This window comes from Methanorbis furvi, from assembly GCF_032714615.1.
Taxonomy (GTDB): domain Archaea; phylum Halobacteriota; class Methanomicrobia; order Methanomicrobiales; family Methanocorpusculaceae; genus Methanocorpusculum; species Methanocorpusculum furvi.
Genome location: NZ_JAWDKA010000007.1, coordinates 71572 through 93323 on the forward strand (window position 1 = coordinate 71572; position 21752 = coordinate 93323).

The window sequence follows — 21752 nt, forward strand, 5'->3', positions numbered from 1 at the left end:
AGGCGTGAACATCACGGAATCTGAAAAAACAATTCATTTCCGTGCTGTTCTCGTCTGCTCCGTGATGTTTTTTTCTGTGAAATTTCCGTGTGCTCCGTTTTTCCGTGGGCGGAGCTACAACGATATGTTAACTGCCAATAAACGAATTTATGGACAAAGTCGATTTTCACCACACCATTTTCTGTATCAGTAGCTTAACTATCTGGGAAAGCAACATAATCTGCACAATGGATAACGATAATGATCTGATAATTCTTGACTGTCCGGTCTGCGGGGAGGAGACGGATTTTGAAATCCTCAAAGAGCCGCCGGAAGCAGTCGTGCGCTGCACTGAGTGCGGGCACACCATGCGCATCACCTTAAAGGAGCCGAAAATTTACACCATCAAAACAATCGTCAGCTACGCCACCGAGTCGCACACCGGAACCATTGAACTGATGGAGGGTGACATCTGTGCGGTTGGCGACCTGCTGGTTGCAGAGGTCGGCGATGAGTCCTACGGTGTTGAGGTCATGTCGATTGAACAGAACGATGCACGCAGAACAAAACTGCCGGCAGAAAAGATCGATGTCCTCTGGACGCGGCTGGTAGACAAAGTCATCATCCGTGCATCACTCAACAAGGGTGCCCTCACAATTCCTCTCTACGAACAGGTACCGGGAGACAAGGTTTACACCGTGGATCACATCACCACCATCGGCGGAAAACAGTTCCGGGTCACCAGAATCAAACTGCGGAAAGGAAACGTGATCGAACGAAAGGATAAATCCGCCCAGGCGCGTGAGATCAAACGCATCTACGGCGAACGATCATAATCACTCCCCTTTTTTCTGACAGTTAACACAACAGCCGGTAATTTCATCAATCCGGCAATGTTACTGTGATGCAAAAGTATCAAAGAAAATTCAAAAAAAAAGTATTTTCAGGCAGTTGTTGTAGTGTATGCCTGAATGACCTTCATGTCAATGGTGTCATAACCATACTGAAGAACCATCTCTTCATCGGTCTTGCTGGTTACAAGAGCCGGGCGGATTGCCATGGTCACATTGCCGGTTGCATCCTCGGTCGGGAAATTCATAATTCCCATGGTGCCAACGGTCCAGTTCGCATAATCAATACCCATCTCTTCTGCACTTTCCTTGGTATAAACGGTCTTGAAGTAGTCGCCGGTCGACTGAACAGTGCGGGACTGGCCTGCACCGAGACCTATGACGCCTGAGGCAATCTGATTGTACTCCTGATTCAGCATCCGGAACGGATACTCATAGGAGGAGTTGATGAGAATTGCCGAGCCGTTCACAACATCAACCTGCTGACCTGCAATAACACCCAGATTCTGGGTTGCGGCTGGAAGTTTGTCTACAGAGGATGCGTTGAAGACGTCAATGGAGGAGGTCACCATAGGGGTATTATTGATGTACATGGTGTATTCGACCTCTACGAGATTGCCTGCCTCAACAACACCGCCGGTCGGCGTTGCGTTGCCGTTTTGATTAAAGATCGTGCTCAGACCTGAGAACGAAACAATACACATTACAACAATCAGGACACAAAAGCAGACAACGCCTATCTGGGTCCAGTTGATGTCTTTTTTCTGAGGCTTATCGCCTGAGTTACTCTTCGTCTGTACTGCCATTTCTCTATAGTATGGGAAGGGATGCCTCATAAAGTAGTTGCTGTGTTTTGTCGTCAGGTGCAGGGACGGTGCATTTTTTTTATGTATGAATCGTCCACGAAAAACGCGGGGCGAAATCTAAGAGACAAAGCCGACCACAAGATAATATTTATATAAAATTATAACTTACTATTAGTAAGTCACAATGAACCAACCCCTGAGCGAGTGACCATTGCGAGGAAAATATTATGCAACTCAAACCATACCTATTCAGTTTCAGCTCCCTCGGCGGAGAGATCGACTCACTCTTTGCAGAGATGGAAGCACGCGCAACAGCACTTATGAACCAGTCCGGAGCGGCAAATCTCCCGGCAGCAGTAAAAAGCGGAAACCTTTGTGTGTTCGGCAACGATTTTCATGTAGATCTCTGTGAAAACGAAAACGAGATCATCATCGTAACCGACCTGCCGGGAATTGAAAAAGAAGATATCACTGTCCGGCTTTTAAACCCGGAAACCCTGCTCATCAAAACCGAGCAGCGTGCGGAGATCGAAGAGACGGATGATGCAGGAACCTATCATCTGCGCGAAAGAAAAATGGGCAGCATGCAGAGAACCATTCACCTGCCGTCAGAAGTAATTGCCGACTGCGCAAAAGCAAGCTTCAAGAATGGTGTAATGGAGATAACGTTACAGAAAAAACCTACCGAAGAAGGAGTCGCAATCGATATCGAATAAGACACGATCCCCCTCAACCATTCTGCAGGACAACAATTTCCGATCCCAATAGTATACTAAAATACTCCCCTCTTTTTTCGTTCGATGCATTGATGATGTTCTGCCGCGAATAACTACCTCAAGCCATGGAAAAGAAGCAGGTCCGGGACTACATGACGCATGACGTCATCAGCGTTGATGCGGGTGAGACCATCGGTGATGTGATCCGACTGATCCGCACAACGCATCATGACGGATTTCCGGTCGTGCGGCAGGGCAAAGTCGTCGGCTACATCTCCGCACGCGACATTATCGGCGAACATCCGCTGACAACCGTGGATCAGAAAATGTCGCGCCACCCGATCAAGGCCACATCGGATCTGACGATCACCGAAGTTGCCCGCAGAATTTTCCGGTCCGGCATTCAGAAGCTGCCGGTTGTTGATGAAGATAATACTCTGATCGGCATCGTCTCCAATGTGGATGTGATCCGTTCCCAGATTGAACGGGTAACTCCGGAAAAAGTTTTCAATTTTATGAGCACGCTTCACACGCTCTATGGTGTCAATACCCATTTGAAGAGCGGAACAGTGCCGGTAAAAGATATTCAGCCGACCCAGGCCTGCGTATATCAGGACGAGCTTGAAGGCAGGATGTACGAATTGAAGATGCATCTCGCAGAGCCGGTGATCGCAGTGAGTTTCCGCGACCGGTTGATTCTCGTGGACGGGCACCATCGCGCGGTTGCGGCGCAGCGTCTGGGCCTGCCTGAGCTTGATGCGTATGTTGTGAATATTGATGCAGACATTGAGCTTGGTCTTGAAAAGACCGCTCACTCGATGGGCATCTACTCTCTTGAGGATGTTAAGATTGATGACAGCCCGGAACACTCCCTGGTAGGTCCTACGCATCCGGGTCTGATACCGTCCGAGAAAAAACTGGTTTCTGAGTATATGACGATGCATGTCTTCAGTGTGCCGGTCTTTGGAACGGTGAAGGATGTGATCCGGCTGATACGCGAGACCGGTCATGACGGGTTTCCGGTTGTGAACCGCGAGTCAAAGGTTGTCGGGTTTATTGCAGCCCGGGATATTGTCGGGGCTGCTGCTGCAGATCCGATTGCGTCAATTATGGAGAAGGTTCTTCTGAAGACTTATCCTGACAGCGGGATGACGGATGTTGCACGCAAAATGTTTCGATTCTGCATTCAAAAACTGCCGGTGATCAATCATCAGGATGAACTTATCGGCATCATCACCAATGCGGATGTGATCCGTTCCCAGATTGAGAAGGTGACGCCCGGAAAAGTTTTTGACTATATTCAGACGTTGAAGACGCTTTATGATGTGCAGCCGGTGCTTTCGTCAGGGATGGTGCCGGTCAACCGTCTGATGCCGACGCAGTCGAAGGTGTATATGGATGAGCTGGACGGCAGAAGCTACGAGATCACGAAGGGTCTTGCAGAACCGCTGATCGTTGTGCGAAGACAGGGAAAACTGATTCTGATCGACGGACACCACCGTGCGGTTGCGGCGAACAGGATGCGCCTGAAAGAGCTTGACGCATACATCATCGATATCGATCTAGAAGAGGAGCTCGGTATTGAAAAAACAGCGCGGAACATGCATCTGCGGACGTTGTCTGATGTGCAGGTGGTCGATGAGTCGCGCTGCGCATTTCTTGCGTGATGAAACGCGAATAACGCAAATAGCGCGAATAAAAAATCGCCAATGGCGATTTTTATGGAGTTATCATAGTAATATATTTTTAGACGATTCCCTCTGTTCAGAAAAAAAACGCAAACAATTTTTTTTTATTTTGAAAAATCGCCATTGGCGATTTTTTTTTTATTCGCGCTATTCCGCGAAGCGGTGAGCAGGCCGAAGGCATGCGATTCGCGCTATTAGCGTTTCAAAATTCAAACGATCCGTACTTTCCGCCGCCGCCGGGAATCAGTGTGACGCGCCCCTCACGCATTTTCACAACAGCCTCGGCAACCTCGGGCGACACCGAACAGAGATCAGCGAACGGGACCTCAAGCAGCACAGCAATCTCATTATCGAACGCCTCGATAAATCTGCAGTACATCGCCGCACACTTTTTCGTGTTCGGTGAAGACACAGCAAGCACGCGGGCAATCACTTCGCCGAGCGGAATCATCTTCACATACGGCGGCCGCACTGTCGGCTCTGTCAGCGTCGAAAGCTTCTCCGCACGCTCGCGCACGCCAAGTTTAATCCTCCCCTTATCATGCGGACATTTCCAGTGAAGAGTGTTTGCTTCAGCAAGGGAAAACTGCGTATAACAGCGGGTGCATGCCGTGCGGTTGTACTTTCCTTCCTCTGGGAAAAATCCTGCATTCAGTACAACCGCATTGTTGCAAATTGCGGCAAGGACAGCCTTAGGCGTATCGCCTGAGATCTCCATCCGCGTAAACTCTCGGCCGAGCTTCACCGGCGTCGGGCTGTGGGCATCAGAGTTCGTCAGAAAAGGAACATCAGCAAACTCAGCAATCCCTGCGCCATACGTTGAATCAGCGGAAAGGCCAAGCTCGCAGAACTCAAAACTCTCCTCACCGTAACACTCAGACGGCGCAGCGTACGCCGCAAACAGGGACGTCCACGGCGTGAACGCGTGCGCAGGGCCGATGACTCCTCCAACCTCATGTACGGCTGATGCAATCTCCTCGCCGTTCATATGCAGGTGCGGCCTGCCGGACGTTGCAAGATGCGTGCAGGATGGGGTGAAAAGCTCCTGCAACTCAGCAAACTGATCAAACGTCTCTGCCAGAATAACATGATGCACGCGTGACGAGTCCTCAACCTCGGTCTGCGGCACCACCGTAATACCGTAGGCATTGTCCACAAACGGCTCCCACATCCTCCGCCACTCAGGATGCAGCGCATCCCCGCTGCCGATCACATGAATTCCTTTTATCCTGCATCCGGCAAGAATATTTTCCGGCAGCATATCAGGTGACGTTGCCATCGAAAAACAGGAGTGAAGATGAAGATCGATATTTTTCTGCATGAAACTCACCCAATGTAGCTGAGATCATCTGGCGGGCGGGGGCCGACAGCAGACGCCGCCGCGGCTGCAAGATCTGTCATCATCTGCTCTGCAAGATCCGTCAGCTCCGTGCGGTCTGCGTGGAGGTGAACCAATCGCTCCAGCACATCAAGCACCGCAGTTGAACTGACCGGATCCACCAGATATCCTGAGGTCTCGCCAAGAAGCGCAATCCCTTCCATCCCATGCAGCCGTCCGAGCGTGATTAACAATCCTGCCGCACCGATGATTCCACCGACCGGCTCCTCAGGATTGATCACAGCGCCTGCTGCAATCACCTCCTCCTTGAGTTTTGATGAACTCAGAGCCGAGAGAACACGTGGATGCTCAATCATCCTGCCAACCCCGTAGCCGCCGAGAGTGTAGACCCGCTTAACGCCCAAGAGATCAAACACCCGCAGGTATGCCTCGGCAAGCGTGTAATGGCCTTCGGGTGTTGTGCTCTGACAGTCGCCTGCAAGAAAAAGCAGAGGCTGATGGTTTTCTGTCTCAGGCACAAAAAATATTTCATTCCTCGGCAGCCTGAGAACCGAATCCTCAGACAGATACATCTGCGGAGGAAACAGGGTTGAAGTTATCTCAGCAACCTTTACTGCGGACAGTGCACGGATGAGATGATCCACGACCAGTTTTCCAACGTGCCCCACGCCCGGCAGTCCTGCGACTGCAACCGGACATGAGTGGGCGGACACATCCTCCACATACCAGCGGACGTTTACCTGTTCCATTCGCGCACCATCCGCCGATACTTTCCATACCGGTCCTGTACAGAGTAGCGGGCAGGATGCACACTAACCGTCTCGGCCCCGCATTGGGGGCAGACGTTCAAAAGAGTATAGGTGTGATCAATCGGGCATTGCCGGATATGACCAGTCATAAACTACTCCGAAATTATTTCTGCTTACGCACCAGTTTCCCGGTACCGTCAGCACGTTCCAGAACTCCGATTGCGGCGTCTGCAGCTTTTTCCAGAACTTTTTCTGCAGTCTTGTAATCGGGTGCAACAACCTTTACCCGGTATTTGGGTGCGCCCAAGTACAGAATTTCGATCTCGGCTCCGTCAACCTTCGGCTCGGCTGAACGAAGAGCGCGGCGGATCACATTCACACCGTCGGGTTTGCTGGACGTAAGTTCAAGGACAGCAGAAACCGTAACTTTTGGAACTTTTACGTTTTCTGATGCAACCTTCATCAGCGCAGACTTTGCAGAGTCTGGAAGCGCGAACTTTTCTAATGTTGCATCACCGTAAACGACGATGTCCTCAAATGCGGCATAGAGAGATGAGAACTCCTTATACATCGCATCCTCGATCTCCTTTTCTGCAACTTTGCTCTCTGCAGAAGCGAAACCTATCCACTTGTGAGCTTTTTGTTCGTTTTTCCAGTCCTGAATTTTTTCACGGCGCTGGTGTTCATTCACATCTTTGAGGGAGAGATCAATATGGCCACGGCCTGCGTCTACGTGAAGAACTTTACAGACAACTTTTTGTCCCTCACGAATATAGTCCCGGATGTATTTGATCCATCCACGGGCAATCTCCGCAATCGGGATTAAACCCTGACGTCCTTCATACTCATCCAGGGCAACGAATGCCGCAAAGTCCTTGACCTCTGTAACGCTGCAGACGACAAGTTCTCCTTCTATTGGCCAGTCTCTTTCACTCATTGATTACATTTCCAGAATTTATTCGTAGGAGGCTACGACATCTGCTTTGATGTCTGCCTTGCCGCCGGTCGGCTCTGCAAGGACGCGTCCGCAGACGATGCACTCTACTTTGGAGGATGCTTTGTCGAACACGAGCTGTTCATGCTCGCAGTCCGGACACTTTACCTTCAGAAACTTGCTCCGGTTTTCGCGGGTTGCTTTTACCATTTTGTTCTCACTCCGTAAGTTCGAATTTGCCAGCGCGGTATCCTGCTCTCAGGTGTGCCTTACCGCACTCTTTGCACCGGTAGCGCACGTTGATCTTCTTGGTCGGCTTGTCTCCTCCCGGAACCTTGCCGAACTTACCGCGGTTTCCAACGGAGCTGCGGCGTGCCTTCTGCCGGTCAATCCAGTGGAGGCCGGTTGTCTTACCCTTCTTTACCTTTTCTACCTCGTGCTCGGTATGCTTCCGGCAAAACGGGCAGTAGGTGTTGAATTTTACTGGTCTTTTCATAATTATTGTCCCCTCTAAATCAAGGATACCGAATACCATACTTATTTGCGAAGCCTGATATTTAATGCTATGTTGCGGTTGCAAAGAATTTCTGCCATGGGTTGTGGCAGCGAAACGATATCTCCTGGCGAAAGAGCATAGCACCGTCCGCTATAATCTTGAAATTCCTCGACTTTTTGTTGTACCATGATAACGCGGTACGATTCGGGAGCAGTTTCTGCATCGGCGTTTCCATTCTGGAACACTTCATCTGCATGCGCGTCCGCAAATGAAACCTCATCCACTAAAAGCGGCTCGTCTGCTGCCGAAACGGCAGAGGCCGGAGTGAAGTGGAATGCGGTTGTGGTATCTAATATCTGTTTGCCGTCAAGAAGAGCCTTTCTGCATGACGTGGCAGAATCTGCAACAACCTCATAGAGAGTTCGCTCACCCGGAACCATTGATCTGAGCTCTTCGCGGTTGATCTCCTCACCGGTTGCTTTGGCAAGGGCAAGGGAGAAAATTTTCCTGGTCCGCTCTGCATACAGGTCGCGGATGTACTCGCGCAGGCTTTCGCGTTCCTTTAAGAGAATCTGCACTCCTTCACCGAAGGGGTCTCCCATGCTGCGGGCTTCGGCGGTGAGAGCGGTAAGTGCTGTATGAACGTCCTCGTAAAGTGCTGCCGGAATGTCAGTTAACGAGCCGCTGTTGCGTTCGTCGATTAAGTAGCCGTGCAGTTCAGAGATGCTGATGCGGTCAGGCATTTACGCACCTCCGATCTCTGCAATGCCGCGGGCGCAGAGAAACACCGCAAGAGCTTCGGGAACGGTGTTGAACCCTGCCTTCAGATCATAACGGGTACCAAGAATCGGCATGGAAAGTGCAAAAGAGCACTCGATTGGAATCTGTCGCTCGCCGAACACGACCGCATCAATAAGAGGGTCAAAGGAGTCAAGGCGAGAGATCTCAAGCGGAGTTACCCGCATGCCGGACCCTCCGTGCAGAGAGCCGGGGTGGCGGATCAACCGTTTGATGTCGGTTGTGACCGGCTCATCAGCCTGCGCTGCATAGCTGAGAATATTTTCCTGAAATGGTTTGTTCTCAGCGTCAGCAATTGCGCGGATGACCTTGTTTTCCAGAAGTTTTTCCGGGTCGGTCGCTACTGTTGCGCGGGTTGCATCAAGATTTTTCACAAATCCTGCGGCGAACTTGTCGGAAATTCCCCGAAGACCGGTGAGATATTCGGTCTGTTCCAGCTCATCCAGAGATGCAATGCGGTCGAGTTCTGCGGTGAGTGCAGACCGGTAGCGTTTCTGCCAGCCGCGGCCGTGAATTGCTGGGCCAGTGAGCATGCTCTCTGCGAAAAGTCCGGTTCCTGAGACATAGTTCACCAGTTCGCGACGTTCGGCGCTGTCCCAGCTGCGGACAGCAAGAGTCGGGATATGGATGTGATATCCGCGACCGCCGGAGAAGTTGATTCTGAGATCACGTTCAAGAAATCCAAGTTCAGCGGTCAGCATATCGATGAGTTTGAAGAGCTCCTCTTTGACCCGTGCAAGCATGACATCGTACGGCCCTCGAACGATATGGTCAGCGTCCAGATCAAAGATGAGGTCTGCACCAAGCCATCCTTTATCGCTCATCTGGGCAGCGCCCGGATGTGCATAGTAGGCGGTTGAGTAGTAGACATGCGCAGGCGTCATGGTCTTAAGGTAGGTGTGCACCTCTTCAGGAGAACTGAAGGACAGATGTCTGCGCATGCCTGCAGGCTTTGCGGCGTTTGAAAAGAAGATGAAACCCCATTCACGTTCGCTAAGCGCGTCAGGAACATACACCGCTCCGGCTCCCTGGACTTCTCCGTTATAGTAGGCAGAGAAACGCTGCCTGAGAAACTCATAGGTTGCCGGTTTCATAGAGTCTTGATCATATATGGACCTGAACGCAGATATCCCTGTTTACGATAGTAGGGCCGAACCCCGACACCGCTCATGACAGCGATGCGGGAGTAGCCTGCGTCTTTTGCGGTCTGTTCGGCGCGTGCGAGAAGTTTCTGGCCGTATGACCGGTGCTGGCGTGCGTCGCCTTCACCGTGTTCACCAAGCGGCACAATGCTCCCGTAGACATGCAGCTCACGGACAAGCGCGGCCCCGTCAAGTTCAGAGCGAAACACCTGCCCGGGATAACGAAGCCTGACAAATCCGATCAGGGCATCGCCCGCGGTTGTTGAGAGGAACTGTTCGGTTCCGCCGCAGCATTCGTAGACAAGAGTTTTATCCTCTTCGACTGCGTTGCCCATCCGTCGCCCGATCTCACGGCAGCGGATGCAGCGGCACTGTTTTTTGTTTTCCGCAAGACGTTTCTGCGCCATCTGGCGGATGTGGCCGTGGATGGAGCCGGACACGATCAGTTTTGCGGGAATGTCGCGCTGAATTCTCTGAAGCCGCACGTACTCAGGCAGCCGCTCTTTTGCATAAGCGAGGAGGTCAACAAGCTCGTCCTCGTCATAGGTCTGGTATACCCCTGCTTTCCAGAGCTCTTCAAGCTCCGCGCCCGGGGTCACCAGGGTCGGGTAGATTTTGAGGAAATCTGGGCAGAACCTTGGATCGGTGAAGAGGGTGTCGAACATGTGCCGGTCGCGCTCGATCGTACTCATGTAGAGGTTCGGCATGACATGAAACCCTACCTTGATCCCTGCATCGCGCAGCAGACGGTTCGCCTCAACACTGTCTGCGACCGTGTGTCCGCGCTTGTTTGCAAGAAGCAGTTCATCATCGGTGTGCTGAAAACCAAGCTCGACCTTGGTGACACCGAGGTCCAGCATCCGGTTGATGTGATCTTCTCTGCACCAGTCGGGCCTTGTCTCAAAGGTGGTTGCGATGCAGCGGACGTCTGAACTCTCGTTTTCGGTCATCAGCTCTGCAAGATTTGACGCAGCGGAAATGTGTCCCGAGAACTCGTTCATGCCTCTCAGACATTCGGAGACGAACCACTCCTGATAGGACGGTTCCCTCGCGGTCATGGTTCCGCCCATAACAATCAGCTCGGCCTTGTCGGTGTGGTGGCCGAGCAGTTTGAACTGTCCGAGGCGTGCGATCACCTGACGGTAGGGATCGTACTCATTCTGGCGGGCACGAAGGGCCGCAGGTTCTTCGCCGGTGTAGCTCTGCGGAGACTGAAAAATATGGTCCGGCCCGCCGGGGCAGGGGAGACATTTACCGTGTGGACATGCGCACGGGGAGGTCATGACGGCAACCGGCGCAACACCGGAAAGTGTCCGCGTCGGTTTTACTAAAAGAACCGTCCTGACCCGTTCGTACTCCTCAGGTTCTGCCGCAGCAAGAATTGCCGAGTTCTTCGGCATCACGTCAAGCGAGTACTTCCGGCATACGGCAAGCTTGATGCTCTGAATATCCGGATTGGGCGAGGAAAAAATGAGGGAAATTATTTCCCGGAAAATATCGTGCTCGTCCATTGCTGTATTGGGGACGGTTTAGTGTTCTGCAACGACACTGGTGCCGGAGTCCTGAGGGAACGAGGTCTGGGTTTTTTTGTGGGAATTCATCTCGGTGACGATCTCATCGCCAAGCGCAAGAAGGGCCACGCGGTGAAGATTTTTGTTTTTGTGAATATGGATCGGTGAGATCTGCAGAGCGTCGTATTCCGTTGTAGAGACGGTATTTCCTGAAACTGATTCGTAATATTTCTTAATCTGAACCATGAGCATATGTAAATGGAGCAACTCTTCTTTTTGCATATTTCAAAACACCTCGTATCAAAAGATTACTTACATTTGTCTGCTCATTTACAGATATAGGTTATTGGTGACGTTTATATCTGAGAAGTTGCAATGCCACCTGACACACTGTAGCATGCAGGATTTCCAGCCATACAACAACGTATTTTCACGAATAAACCGTGCGTGATGGAAAGCGCTGGGGAATGCACCTGCACCCATATGAGGTTTTGGATGAGATTTATATCTGAGAATGATCGGATCAGCGGAGGCATGTTTGGTGCGGCAGCAGGGGACGCGGTCGGTCTTACGTTTGAGGGAATGATGCCCGCACCCCGCCGCAGTCTGACGGTTACGGGCGGCGGGCAGTTTGGTCTGGTGAAAGGGGCGGTGACGGATGACACGCTGATGATGCTTGCAGTTGCCGAGGCATGCAAATCCTCTGGACAAATCGACCGTGATCTGTTTTTCCGAAGGATGATTCTGACGGTTGCCGAAGAGCCGCAGACGTTTGGGCGGACAACAAAGATGTTCTGTTCTCTTTTGGAACAGGGATGTTTTGCAGATGCTGCGGCAAAAACAATTGACCTGCTGTTTGGGAGCAGGACGAACGGCAGTGTGATGCGGACACTCCCTGTTGGTCTGATATGTCAGATGGATTGTGCGGCAGAGACGGCGCGGAATGTGTCGGCGTTCACGCACTTTTCTCCTGCAGCTGGTGACTGCTGCGCTGCGGTCTCGGTGATGGCATCCGTACTTCTGAACGGAGGAGGCAAGCAGGAGGCATGTGATGCAGGGATGCGTGCCGCCGGGTATGATATCATGACCGGGAAACTGATTCCTTCGGTTGATGCAGTGGAGTCGACGCGGTGTGCGGTGTTCTGTTTTCTGGAAGGAAATTCGGTGCGGGATGTGATCGAGCGGGCAGTATCGCTTGGAGGGGACACAGACACCATTGCTGCGATCGCCGGAGGACTTGCCGGAGTTTATTATGGAGTGAGTGATGTTCCAAAAGAGTGGATGGAGATGATTCTGATCCGCAAACGAATTGCAGCGGCTGCGGAAAAAATTAGTCGGGCGGGCAGGATGAGATTTTGAACCGCGATTTTTGCAATTCACGTTTGCGTTCCTGTTTCCTTTTTTTCCAAAAAAAATTATGTTGGAACGTGCCGCAGCTCAACAAGTTTGAGATTCTTTTTTCCTTTCGGACACATCTCATTGTAAGAGCCAAGGACCTCCAGCACAACATACCTGCCTTTCTCAGTCATACCGTCGGGATGGCAGAATGCATAGCCTCTGCAGAACCGGTCATCACAGACCGGCGTATAGGTGATGCGGGTCCGGCGTGTTGCCTGACTCGTCGGAATAACCGCAGTTATCTGGCACTCCGACACCTCAACTGCCACAGAGCCGCCGAGATGAACCAGACACTCATGCTTTGTTGGTCTGACCGCAACAACGCGATATCTGCGGCCTTCTTTGAGCTTTGCGTTGTGGCAGACTTTAGCAACTTTACAGCTGCTGCACTCACCTGCTTTGCCGGCATACACAAACTCTGCCCCTTCGTGAGCAAGGATAGACCCGACAATTGTTACGATTTTTTCAGCTTCGTCCATGATTATTTACACCTCGTAGAGCGCTTTGACTGCCGCAAGAGCCGCCTCGCGGGTGATACCGGTGTCAAAGATAGTAAACCGTTCGGGTCTGATTTCGCGCGCCCGAAGGACCGCCTGCACACACACCTCATCGCTGATGCCAAGATCTGAAGGAGTCGTTGGAGCGCCGATCTGTTTGAGAGACTGGCTGATAGACTTCCAATCACCACCGTGCAGGTACATACCAAGAATTGTCCCGATACCGCAGGCCTCTCCATGCAGCGCAACACCCGGAGCAAGCCGTTCAAGCATGTGCGCAAACTTATGCTCGCCGCCTGAAGCCGGCCGTGAACTCCCGGCAATACTCATCGCAATTCCTGAAGAGAAAAGGGCTTTGACCACAATCCATACAGCAGTCTCATCATTGTGGGCGATGAGATTCGCATTTTTCACGAGAATTTCTGCCGTGATCTTTGAAAGCGTCACAGCATACTCACTGATCGACTCGCCGGTAAGCCGGTGGGACAGCTCCCAGTCAAGAATTGCGGTGTAGTTTGCAATAATATCCGCACATCCTGCGGCAAGGAGCCGGTGCGGTGCGGTCGCGATCACGCCGGTATCGGCAACGATTGCAAGCGGCGGCTGGGCGGCAACACTGACATTGCCGGCTTCTGTCACAACCGAAGCGCGGGAGGATGCGATGCCGTCATGGGACGCGGCTGTTGGAACGCTGATAAACTGGATATCAAGATTGTAGGAGACCACCTTTGCCGTATCAATCACACGGCCGCCGCCGACGGCAACGATCAGAACAGCATGTGCTTTTTGCACAACAGTCTCGATGCGCTTGATCTCATCATACGTAATGCGGCCGACAATGCCTGTGACGAGGTCAAAACCTTGTTCTTGCAACAGATCCTGCACCTTTGCTCCGACGGTTTTCATGGTGGTGTCTCCTGACAGCAGCATGATTGGACCATTGATGTTAAGGTCTGCAATAATGCCTGGAATCTGGAGAAGAGCGTCGTGACCAACGATCACGTTCCGCGGCATCTGAATCCATCGGGATTTGTCAAAGGTTTTATCCTTTAGTATCCTATTATTCTCTAAGTTCACGGTCAGGGCCCCACATGTTTACTGGAATAAATGCGTTCATACAAAAATATTATATCGATGCGGTCCTGGAGGATCAGCCGTATAATATTTACTTGACGATCACGTGTGCAATCTTGTTGCTCGTCACCCTTTATCTTCTTTACCGCTGGACACGGGCAAATAATATCAAAATTGATACACAGCTGATTGTTGCAACAATGCCGTTTGTGATTTTCGGCGGAGTTCTTCGTGTTGTTGAAGATACGGGCTGCATTCCTGAACCATGGTGGGTGCTGTTTGTTACGCCGCCGATTTTTTTTGTTGTGCTGCTGTACACGATTTTTGTGCTGGTGATTTCCCGGTCTCTTGAGAGTCACGGGGTTGTTGAGTCGTATGCAAAGCCGTATTTCTGGATCGGTGTTGCGTCAAATCTTGTGACGCTGGCGTTTCTGTGCTGGTGGGGACTTACGCAGACTGAGCTTGCCCTCTGGGTTGCGGGATGTATTCTTGCGATGGCGGCGGTCGTGTCCCTGATTTTCTGGGCCTTGGTGCGCTACGGGTTGAACTGGGAGTATGTGACGCATCCGCTGTACAAGATTCTGATCTTTGGTCAGCTGCTGGATGCGTCTGCGACAAGTTTTGCGCTGGAGCTGCATCCGATGCATTATATTGAGCAGCATGTTCTCGGCGACGGGCTGATTCAGCTGACGGGAACGGCGTTTGTGATGTTTCCGCTGAAGGTTGTTGTTCTGCTCCCCGCGATCTGGATTTTAGAGAAGTTTCGTAAAGAAGAAGGAATGGATGAGATCTGGCATCTGGTGCTGCTGGCAATGATTACGGTCGGGTTTGCACCGGGCGTGCGGGATATTTTGAGGATGGTGCTTTTCATCTGATGATGTCTGATCGGCGCATGTATTTGATCGCGTTTGCGGTGGTGGCGGCCCTGTTCTTTGGGTCTTGTATCTCTGGATATGCTTCGTCTCTTGATGATCCCGGGGTCGCGGATGATATTGTGGTGACGTTTCAGAGTTCGACTACGGAGCTGGATGCGGATGCTCCGGGGCTGTTGTCCTGGCAGATTTTTTTCAATAATCTGAAGGTCTGCCTGATTCTTTTCATGGGAGGAGTGACGTTTGGGGCGATGACGCTGTTTGTTTTGATCTCAAACGGTTATGTTATCGGCAATATTTCAGGTGTTATGCTTCGCGGATATGATCTGTCGGTGTTTGCGGCGACGATTGTTCCCCATGGTATTTTTGAGATTTTTGCGATGCTGATGGCATCCGCCCTCGGGTTGCAGATGGGCAGGTCGCTGTATCTTGATGCGCAGGGCAGGGATAATGCAGGGACTACATGTCTTTGGTACGGGACGCGGTTTTTGCTTGTTGTTCTGCCGCTGCTGGTGGTTGCGGCTGTTGTGGAGACGTTTGCAACGCCGGTGATCTCGGTGATGGTGTTTACCGGATTGTGACCGGGTGCTCCGTGTGTTCAGTGTTTTCCGTGGCTACTCAAAGCAAGACCGCATACCAGAAATCCATATTTTTCGTAGAGTAGATGAGTTTTCAGATATTTGATGCAAAACCATTCAACAACCCGCAATCTTAAAACCGGAAACAACAAACCTGTATGAAGATTTTGATGGACCAGACACTTCCCAAATCCGAGTCGAAGAACAGGATATCCAATCTTATTTCGGCGCTTGACTCCTCCGGCATGGACTGGGACACGGCGCTTGTTTTCAGCAGAGTGAACCTGTATTATCTGACCGGCACCATTCAGGACGGGGTTCTCGTTCTGCGGCGAAATGGCGATGTGCAGTTTTTTGTGCGGCGCAGTTTTGAGCGGGCGAAATCTGAGTCGCCGGTCGATGAAATTTATCCGATGAAAAGCTATCGCGAAATGCGGGAACACCTGCCGCAGGATCTGGGGAAAACATTTGTTGAGACCGAACAGGTGCCGCTTGCGATGATGGAGCGGCTGCGAAAGTACTTTTCTTTTGAAAATATTTTACCGCTGGACGCTGTTCTTTTGAACCTGCGGGCAGTGAAAAGTCAGTATGAACTCACGTTCCTGCGGGAAGCCGGCCGCGAACATGACAAACTCTTCATGGAGGTTGTTCCTGAGATTTTGTACGAAGGAATGAACGAGGCGCAGATGTTTGGCGAGCTCTATCGCGCGATGATGGACATGAACTATCAGGGGATTGTGCGATTCTCCGGGTTTGGAACTGAGATGCAGATCGGCCAGATTGCTTTTGGCACGCAGACGCTTGAGCCGACCAACTTCGACGGCCCCGGCGGCATGGGCGGCATGTCGGCTGCAATTCCTTCAGTTGGGAGCCGCAAACGAGTTCTTGGAAGAGGGGATATGGTGTTTGTTGACATTGGGTATGGTATCGGCGGCTATCACACCGACAAGACACAGGTCTACTCGTTTGGCGGACGGCTGCCTGAACATGCCCTCGAACTGCATGAGGAGTGCATCAGGGTTCAGAGGGACGCTGCATCCCTCCTTGCACCGGGAAACATTCCTTCAGAGATCTATGCAGAAATTGTCGCGAGTCTAAGCCCGGCACTTGCAGAGAATTTCATGGGATACAAAGAACGCAGGGTTTCATTCCTCGGCCACGGCATCGGTCTTGTGGTGAACGAGTGGCCGGTGATCGCACGAGGATTTGATGCACCGCTTGCAGAAAATATGGTCATCGCTCTTGAACCAAAAGCAGGTGTTGCGGGAGTTGGGACAATCGGCGTTGAGGATACGTATGTGGTCAGACCGGGCGGCGGAGAATGCATCACCGGCGGCGGACGAAGCGTTATTGAGCTGTAAGGGTTTTCATCTCTCCGATGTGGTTCGCCTCTGAGCCGCCCACGGATGGATACCACCTCGTCAGGAGACACGAGCCACCCACGGAAAAACGGAAAACACAGAGCTTCACGTCTGCTCCGTGATGTTTTTTTTCTGTGATATTTCCGTGTACTCCGTTTTTCCGTGGGCGGCTCAGACGCGAACCACATCGGCGGCATCTGTTTTTTTTCATGGACTACTCATACTGAAAAATGCAAAACCGGTTGGTTATCTTAATACTCTTTCGGCGCATAGATCTACTGCTTCAGGTGTATATACAACATGGCAGATGAAACGGAAGGATTACCGCCGCGGAGTGATTTCAGCGCGTGGTATAATGAGGTTATCCGGCGTGCGGAGATCATGGATGTCCGCTATCCGGTCAAAGGACTGTATGTATGGTATCCGTTCGGATTTGCGCTTCGCAACCATACCTACACGCTTTTACGCAACCTCTTAAATCGGGATCATGAAGAAACACTGTTTCCGCTTCTGATCCCCGAAACTGAGTTCATGAAAGAGGCTGAGCACATCAAGGGCTTTGAGGACGAGGTGTACTGGGTTACGCACGGTGGTCTCTCACCGCTTGATGTCAAACTCGCACTGCGCCCGACTTCAGAGACGGCAATTTACCCAATGTATGCGCTCTGGATCAGATCTCATGCTGACCTCCCGCTGAAACTGTATCAGGTTGTGAACACGTTCCGGTATGAGACAAAACACACCAGACCGTTGATCCGGCTTCGCGAGATCACCTCGTTTATGGAGTCCCACACCGTTCACGCAACCTGGGATGAAGCAAACGAGCAGGTCGAGTATGAACTTGGCCTGTCGCAGGAGTTCTACCGCGATCTCGGTGTCCCGATCATCATCTCAAAGCGGCCCGACTGGGACAAGTTCCCGGGCGCTGACTTTACCATGGCTGTTGATGCGGTGATGCCGGACGGCAGAACGCTTCAGATTGGAACAGTCCACCATCTGGGAGATCACTTCTCCAAAACATTCGGCATCACGTATGAGGATGTGAACGGCGAGCAGCAGTTCGGTTCGCAGACCTGTTATGGTATCTCTGAGCGGTGCATTGCTGCGGTGATCGGTGTTCACGGTGATGACAAGGGTCTGATCCTCCCGGCAACGGTTGCACCAACCCAGGTTGTGATCATTCCGGTGATTGTCGGCAAACGCGGAGATGAGATTCTTGCAGCGGTAAAAGATCTGGAGAAGGAGTTGAAGGCAGCAGGTATTCGCGTGAAGACGGATGCCCGTGACATGCGGCCCGGTGCGAAGTACTATCACTGGGAACTGCATGGTGTTCCGCTCCGCGTGGAGCTTGGTCCCCGCGATCTTGATAACAAGCAGCTGGTCTGCGTGAACCGCCTCGGCGTGAAGACGGTTGTCCCGCGTGAAAATGCGGCTGAGTCGGTGAAGAGACTTCTTGATGAGGCGCATGATCAGATTCTTGAGCGTGCGGAGGACCATCTGGAGAGTCATCTGATGACTGCGACAACTCCTGAGGAGTGTAATGAGAAGCTGGACGGCAATGTGGTGGTTGTGCACTGGTGCGGCTGCCGCGAGTGTGCGGACAAGCTTGAGGAGCTGACGAACTCGAGTCTTCTTGGGACAGAGGTTCGAAGCCAGTATGTGAAGAATGATGAGGGTGCCTGCATTATCTGCGGAAAGCCCGGTAAGGCTGCTCTTGTGGGCAGATCCTATTAACCATTTCCGAATACTGTGGTGCTGAGTGTTGTTCGGTTTCCACGGAAGAGATAATTTACCAGGCAACAATCGAATACTGCGGGAGTTTTCCCGCATTTCATTATTTGAATAGAGAAATTTCTGATATTTATGGATTCTATCGACAAATATGCAATGGAGCGGAGTATCGGGTTCAAGGAACGCCGGTATATTGAGGAGCTCAGAATTTTAACGAAAGCAACGGCGTTCGACTGTCTGATTGATGATCGGTTTGAGCGGATTATTTATGTGATTAAGCCGGGAGATATGGGTCTTGCGATCGGGAAGAGTGGTGATAATATTAAAAAGATGTCACGTGTTCTCGGGAAGCGGATTGAGATGGTGGAGTTTGCGGAGGATCGCGAGCAGTTTGTTGCGAATATGTTTAAGCCTGCGGAGGTTTCTGCGGTGCGGTTTGGTGCGGATGATGAGCCGGTGACGGTGATTGTTCCTGATAAGGGCGATTTTGGTATTGCAATCGGGAAGAATGGGTCTACGATTGAGAAGGCGCGTCAGCTTGTCCACCGGTTCTATGGGAAGGAGGTCGGGGATATTGCTGTTCCTGAGGAGGAGGTTTTGTGATGACGGACGGACTGGTGTTTGATGAGCTGTGGAGGATTATCTGTGAGCGTGCTGATGTGGATCCCGGGAAAAAGTCGTATGTGCGGCATCTGCTGTTCCATGAGAAGGGGATTGATAAGCCGCTTGAGAAGGTGGGGGAGGAGGCCTGTGAGTTTGTGCTTGCGGTGAAGAACGGCCATGAGGAGGAGATTGTCGGAGAGGCGGCGGATCTGCTGTTTCATATGATGGTTGCGCTGAAGGCTGCGGGTGTGGATTTTAAAAAGGTGGAGGAGGAGCTTGAGGTCAGACAGGCCGGTATGCACCTCCACGACTGATTTTTTTGTGATTAATTTGAATTCGCATGCTGTCCTGCTTTGCTCGAAGGCGGCGGTTGAACGGGATACTGAGTTTTATAAAAAAAAAGAGTGTCGGGATTTTATCCCCGATCTTCATCGGCAGTTGTTCGATGAGTCCGATCAAGCCACCGGTCGTTCCAGGCATAAATTGGACCTGCGAGAACCAGTGCGGCGCAGGCGATGCCTTGAGCTGCAATGCCGATGACAAGAATGGTAGTAAGTGTGTCCATAATGATTCTCCTTTTGATTATGTTTGAACAGTGATATCTCAATCAACCGTGTGACCGAGTCCCGCAGGGACGATTCCTGAAAGGAATCGTAAAGCAGGCCGAAGGCATGCGGCTACGAGAGATGCCGAGCCGATACATTTGTGTGGGGTTGCCCGCCCGGTTCCCGGGCGGATCCAACCCCACATTACGAATGTGTCGGGGCGGTTAGTTTAGGGTTGTAATCGTATCAGCCCATTCCTCAACCTTAGCAAGAATCGCATCGGCCTCGTAAGAACTGATCTTCAGCTCCTTCCTGTTGAAATCGAGCTGGTAATTCTCACCGGTCGGATCATGGACCCTCACCCTGACACTCCAAGAATCCTTGGCAGCATCGTGGTCAACGATCATATTCTCGCCGAAAAGTCCGGTGAGGGTATCATTCTCCAGAAGAGAAGCAATAATCGCATCATAAGCCTGTCTGGTCGGAGCAGTGAGAACAATACTGCCCTCCACTTTCCCAAGAGAATTCAGATAAGCAATGGTCGCTTTATAGACCTCCTTACTCACAAACACCCCGTCCACCGTCTGGCCGGAGGTCTGATACGCAGCTGCACCAAGCGGATTCTCCTCGCTCTTCAGCGCAGCAATGTTTGCATCAAACGCAGTCGCGTTCGTGATCGGTACCGTGAAGACACGCTTTGCGCCCTTCACAACAGAAGTTGGGACGAAATTGAGTGGCATTTTTCTCTCCCGAGACTGTTGGTAAAAATGTCCGGACAGATCTCCTTGGTCTCTATCTATTTTGTGGGATTTTCTGGCGTATCAACCTGAATTTTTTCAGGATAATTGGGAAAATTTCCTGATTGGTTACCGTGTGAAATCTTTGGAGATGAAATTTTTTTTGGCATTGGACGTACTTGGAATAACCACGTGACGCATGCCTACGGCCTGCTTACCGCTTCACGGGAATGCACGGAGCACACTGAGCTTCACGGAAAAAAAAGATTTAGTCGCTTTTTTTGGCTCATGTAGTTTCCTCCGTAAGTTATTTATTAAATAAATAATTGCAGTTTCTCATAATATGTCCTTGCACTCTATGCCAAAATGCTTCATTTGGCGTTCTCATATCTCCATTTTCATCATCGAGACTTTGATGCGACCTGATCTCATTGTACCAATGAATAAACTCCTCAAACGTCGGATATTTCGATCTGAACTGTTTGTACGTTCCAAACCATCTCTCGATTTTTCCGTTGGTCTGCGGATGTTTTACTCTGGCGAGGATGTGATTGATCTCCATCTCCCGACATAATTTTTCAAATGCATGCTCCGCATTTCCCTGAGAATCTCTGGTATTCGCATAAAACTGCGTCCCATGATCGGTAATCACCTCACGAATTGGTGCGATGTACTCGTATTTTTCATAGGCTTCGCGCAGTACCTGAATCGAGAACTCCGTTGTTGCCCGGTCAAATTCTCCTCCAGCAAGGATCATACGGCTCGCATCGTCCAAAACAACGCAAACCTGCTTGCCATTGCATTTACTCTGATGCCAATCCATATGGACGGCGGACAAGCTCTCGTCACGTTCGTAACGAATCCAAGCAGGGCGACGAAATCCTTTTTTGGGTTCAGGGGAAGTCAAGTTTTCCTCCAAGAGGACACGATGGATCGCGCGTTCTCCAATCACTATTCCGAGGCGAGAACGAAAATACTTGTGCAGGCAACGACTCCCTACGCCAAGACGGTGTTTTTCCGAAATGATCAGAGAACGATGTTCGGGTGAGGGAATGATCGGAGGGCGACCTAAACGTTTCGGAGCAGGATATAATCCTGTTTTGCGATATGCTTGAACGAGTTGGTAAACTCGTTCGGTCGTAATCTGATACATTGCGGCCACCTGAACCACAGGGAAGTGCCAGTCAACCACCAGGGTGATGATTTGGATGATTTCATCTTGACTGAGAACCACGCGATAACCCTGCCGAGATGGGCGCAGAGAACTACTAAATCTTTTTGTGGCAGCACAGGAAGAGGGATTTTTCGGATTTATTTATTTGGAGTAAACACTTGAGAAATTTTTCC

General features: G+C 51.2%; 27 protein-coding genes. 10 read left to right on the forward strand and 17 right to left on the reverse strand.

Going from position 1 to position 21752, the window contains the following annotated elements; genetic code table 11:
* The first annotated feature begins 227 nt into the window (after positions 1–227).
* Complete coding sequence (locus tag McpAg1_RS07130) at positions 228–815, forward strand: HVO_0476 family zinc finger protein (protein WP_338094613.1); 588 nt, start codon at positions 228–230, stop codon at positions 813–815.
* 107 nt (positions 816–922) lie between these two features.
* Here the strand turns inward: McpAg1_RS07130 and McpAg1_RS07135 are convergent, their stop codons facing one another.
* Positions 923–1636, reverse strand: a complete 714-nt coding sequence (locus McpAg1_RS07135) for a hypothetical protein (protein ID WP_338094614.1) — start codon at positions 1634–1636, stop codon at positions 923–925.
* Between the two features lie 227 nt (positions 1637–1863).
* Between McpAg1_RS07135 and McpAg1_RS07140 the strand changes: the two genes are divergently transcribed.
* Positions 1864–2352, forward strand: a complete 489-nt coding sequence (locus McpAg1_RS07140; protein ID WP_338094615.1) for an Hsp20/alpha crystallin family protein — start codon at positions 1864–1866, stop codon at positions 2350–2352.
* A 125-nt stretch (positions 2353–2477) separates the two neighbouring features.
* Positions 2478–4019, forward strand: a complete 1542-nt coding sequence (locus McpAg1_RS07145; protein WP_338094616.1) for a CBS domain-containing protein — start codon at positions 2478–2480, stop codon at positions 4017–4019.
* A gap of 223 nt (positions 4020–4242) precedes the next feature.
* Here the strand turns inward: McpAg1_RS07145 and McpAg1_RS07150 are convergent, their stop codons facing one another.
* The 10 genes from McpAg1_RS07150 to McpAg1_RS07195 are packed head-to-tail and all read right to left on the reverse strand — an operon-like array spanning position 4243 to position 11291.
* A complete protein-coding gene (locus McpAg1_RS07150; protein WP_338094617.1) occupies positions 4243–5361 on the reverse strand; it encodes an endonuclease Q family protein in 1119 nt (372 codons plus the stop codon).
* A gap of 5 nt (positions 5362–5366) precedes the next feature.
* Positions 5367–6128 (reverse strand): proteasome assembly chaperone family protein, encoded by a 762-nt coding sequence (locus McpAg1_RS07155; protein WP_338094618.1) that lies wholly within the window; start codon positions 6126–6128, stop codon positions 5367–5369.
* Positions 6116–6277 carry an RNA-protein complex protein Nop10 gene (locus tag McpAg1_RS07160; protein WP_338094619.1) on the reverse strand — a complete coding sequence of 54 codons (162 nt, stop codon included), beginning with the start codon at positions 6275–6277 and terminating at the stop codon, positions 6116–6118. The genes McpAg1_RS07155 and McpAg1_RS07160 overlap by 13 nt, the downstream gene beginning before the upstream one ends.
* Positions 6278–6291: 14 nt before the next feature.
* Positions 6292–7065, reverse strand: coding sequence for a translation initiation factor IF-2 subunit alpha (locus McpAg1_RS07165; RefSeq protein WP_338094620.1), 774 nt, complete (start codon positions 7063–7065; stop codon positions 6292–6294).
* A gap of 18 nt (positions 7066–7083) precedes the next feature.
* The gene (locus tag McpAg1_RS07170) at positions 7084–7272 is read right to left on the reverse strand and encodes a 30S ribosomal protein S27e (protein WP_338094621.1); all 189 of its coding nucleotides are present in this window, start codon (positions 7270–7272) and stop codon (positions 7084–7086) included.
* A 7-nt stretch (positions 7273–7279) separates the two neighbouring features.
* Positions 7280–7558 carry a 50S ribosomal protein L44e gene (locus McpAg1_RS07175; RefSeq protein WP_338094622.1) on the reverse strand — a complete coding sequence of 93 codons (279 nt, stop codon included), beginning with the start codon at positions 7556–7558 and terminating at the stop codon, positions 7280–7282.
* A 41-nt stretch (positions 7559–7599) separates the two neighbouring features.
* Positions 7600–8301 carry a hypothetical protein gene (locus tag McpAg1_RS07180; RefSeq protein ID WP_338094623.1) on the reverse strand — a complete coding sequence of 234 codons (702 nt, stop codon included), beginning with the start codon at positions 8299–8301 and terminating at the stop codon, positions 7600–7602.
* Entirely contained in the window at positions 8302–9450 is a 1149-nt protein-coding gene (gene priS, locus McpAg1_RS07185) for a DNA primase catalytic subunit PriS (RefSeq protein ID WP_338094624.1), read from the reverse strand.
* Complete coding sequence (locus tag McpAg1_RS07190; RefSeq protein ID WP_338094625.1) at positions 9447–11009, reverse strand: tRNA uridine(34) 5-carboxymethylaminomethyl modification radical SAM/GNAT enzyme Elp3; 1563 nt, start codon at positions 11007–11009, stop codon at positions 9447–9449. Before McpAg1_RS07190 ends, priS begins: the two co-directional genes overlap by 4 nt.
* An 18-nt stretch (positions 11010–11027) precedes the next feature.
* Entirely contained in the window at positions 11028–11291 is a 264-nt protein-coding gene (locus tag McpAg1_RS07195; protein WP_338094626.1) for a UPF0058 family protein, read from the reverse strand.
* A gap of 213 nt (positions 11292–11504) precedes the next feature.
* On the opposite strand from McpAg1_RS07195, the gene McpAg1_RS07200 reads away from it, so the two are divergent.
* Positions 11505–12368, forward strand: a complete 864-nt coding sequence (locus McpAg1_RS07200; RefSeq protein WP_338094627.1) for an ADP-ribosylglycohydrolase family protein — start codon at positions 11505–11507, stop codon at positions 12366–12368.
* A gap of 56 nt (positions 12369–12424) precedes the next feature.
* Here McpAg1_RS07200 and McpAg1_RS07205 read toward each other — a convergent pair whose 3' ends face one another.
* Both McpAg1_RS07205 and McpAg1_RS07210 read right to left on the reverse strand, forming a co-directional pair.
* On the reverse strand, positions 12425–12886 hold the full coding sequence (locus tag McpAg1_RS07205; RefSeq protein WP_338094628.1) for a UPF0179 family protein: 462 nt from the start codon (positions 12884–12886) through the stop codon (positions 12425–12427).
* Between the two features lie 6 nt (positions 12887–12892).
* A complete protein-coding gene (locus McpAg1_RS07210; protein ID WP_338094629.1) occupies positions 12893–13981 on the reverse strand; it encodes an NAD(P)-dependent glycerol-1-phosphate dehydrogenase in 1089 nt (362 codons plus the stop codon).
* 14 nt (positions 13982–13995) lie between these two features.
* On the opposite strand from McpAg1_RS07210, the gene McpAg1_RS07215 reads away from it, so the two are divergent.
* From McpAg1_RS07215 to hisE, 6 genes are all read left to right on the forward strand, one after another.
* Positions 13996–14853 (forward strand): DUF63 family protein, encoded by an 858-nt coding sequence (locus McpAg1_RS07215; protein ID WP_338094630.1) that lies wholly within the window; start codon positions 13996–13998, stop codon positions 14851–14853.
* A complete protein-coding gene (locus McpAg1_RS07220; RefSeq protein WP_338094631.1) occupies positions 14853–15431 on the forward strand; it encodes a stage II sporulation protein M in 579 nt (192 codons plus the stop codon). The genes McpAg1_RS07215 and McpAg1_RS07220 overlap by 1 nt, the downstream gene beginning before the upstream one ends.
* A 155-nt stretch (positions 15432–15586) precedes the next feature.
* Positions 15587–16789, forward strand: a complete 1203-nt coding sequence (locus McpAg1_RS07225) for a M24 family metallopeptidase (RefSeq protein ID WP_338094632.1) — start codon at positions 15587–15589, stop codon at positions 16787–16789.
* A gap of 300 nt (positions 16790–17089) precedes the next feature.
* Complete coding sequence (proS, locus tag McpAg1_RS07230) at positions 17090–18523, forward strand: proline--tRNA ligase (protein ID WP_338094633.1); 1434 nt, start codon at positions 17090–17092, stop codon at positions 18521–18523.
* Between the two features lie 153 nt (positions 18524–18676).
* Positions 18677–19123, forward strand: a complete 447-nt coding sequence (locus tag McpAg1_RS07235; RefSeq protein WP_338094650.1) for a NusA-like transcription termination signal-binding factor — start codon at positions 18677–18679, stop codon at positions 19121–19123.
* Positions 19123–19437 (forward strand): phosphoribosyl-ATP diphosphatase, encoded by a 315-nt coding sequence (gene hisE, locus McpAg1_RS07240; RefSeq protein ID WP_338094634.1) that lies wholly within the window; start codon positions 19123–19125, stop codon positions 19435–19437. Before McpAg1_RS07235 ends, hisE begins: the two co-directional genes overlap by 1 nt.
* Before the next feature lie 101 nt (positions 19438–19538).
* On the opposite strand, the gene McpAg1_RS07245 is transcribed toward hisE, so the two are convergent.
* From McpAg1_RS07245 to McpAg1_RS07260, 4 genes are all read right to left on the reverse strand, one after another.
* Positions 19539–19688, reverse strand: coding sequence for a hypothetical protein (locus tag McpAg1_RS07245; RefSeq protein WP_338094635.1), 150 nt, complete (start codon positions 19686–19688; stop codon positions 19539–19541).
* Positions 19689–19726: 38 nt separating this feature from the next.
* Positions 19727–19873, reverse strand: coding sequence for a hypothetical protein (locus tag McpAg1_RS07250; protein WP_338094636.1), 147 nt, complete (start codon positions 19871–19873; stop codon positions 19727–19729).
* 19 nt (positions 19874–19892) lie between these two features.
* Positions 19893–20408 carry a hypothetical protein gene (locus McpAg1_RS07255; protein WP_338094637.1) on the reverse strand — a complete coding sequence of 172 codons (516 nt, stop codon included), beginning with the start codon at positions 20406–20408 and terminating at the stop codon, positions 19893–19895.
* 304 nt (positions 20409–20712) lie between these two features.
* Complete coding sequence (locus McpAg1_RS07260; protein WP_338094638.1) at positions 20713–21639, reverse strand: DDE-type integrase/transposase/recombinase; 927 nt, start codon at positions 21637–21639, stop codon at positions 20713–20715.
* Positions 21640–21752: the final 113 nt, after the last annotated feature.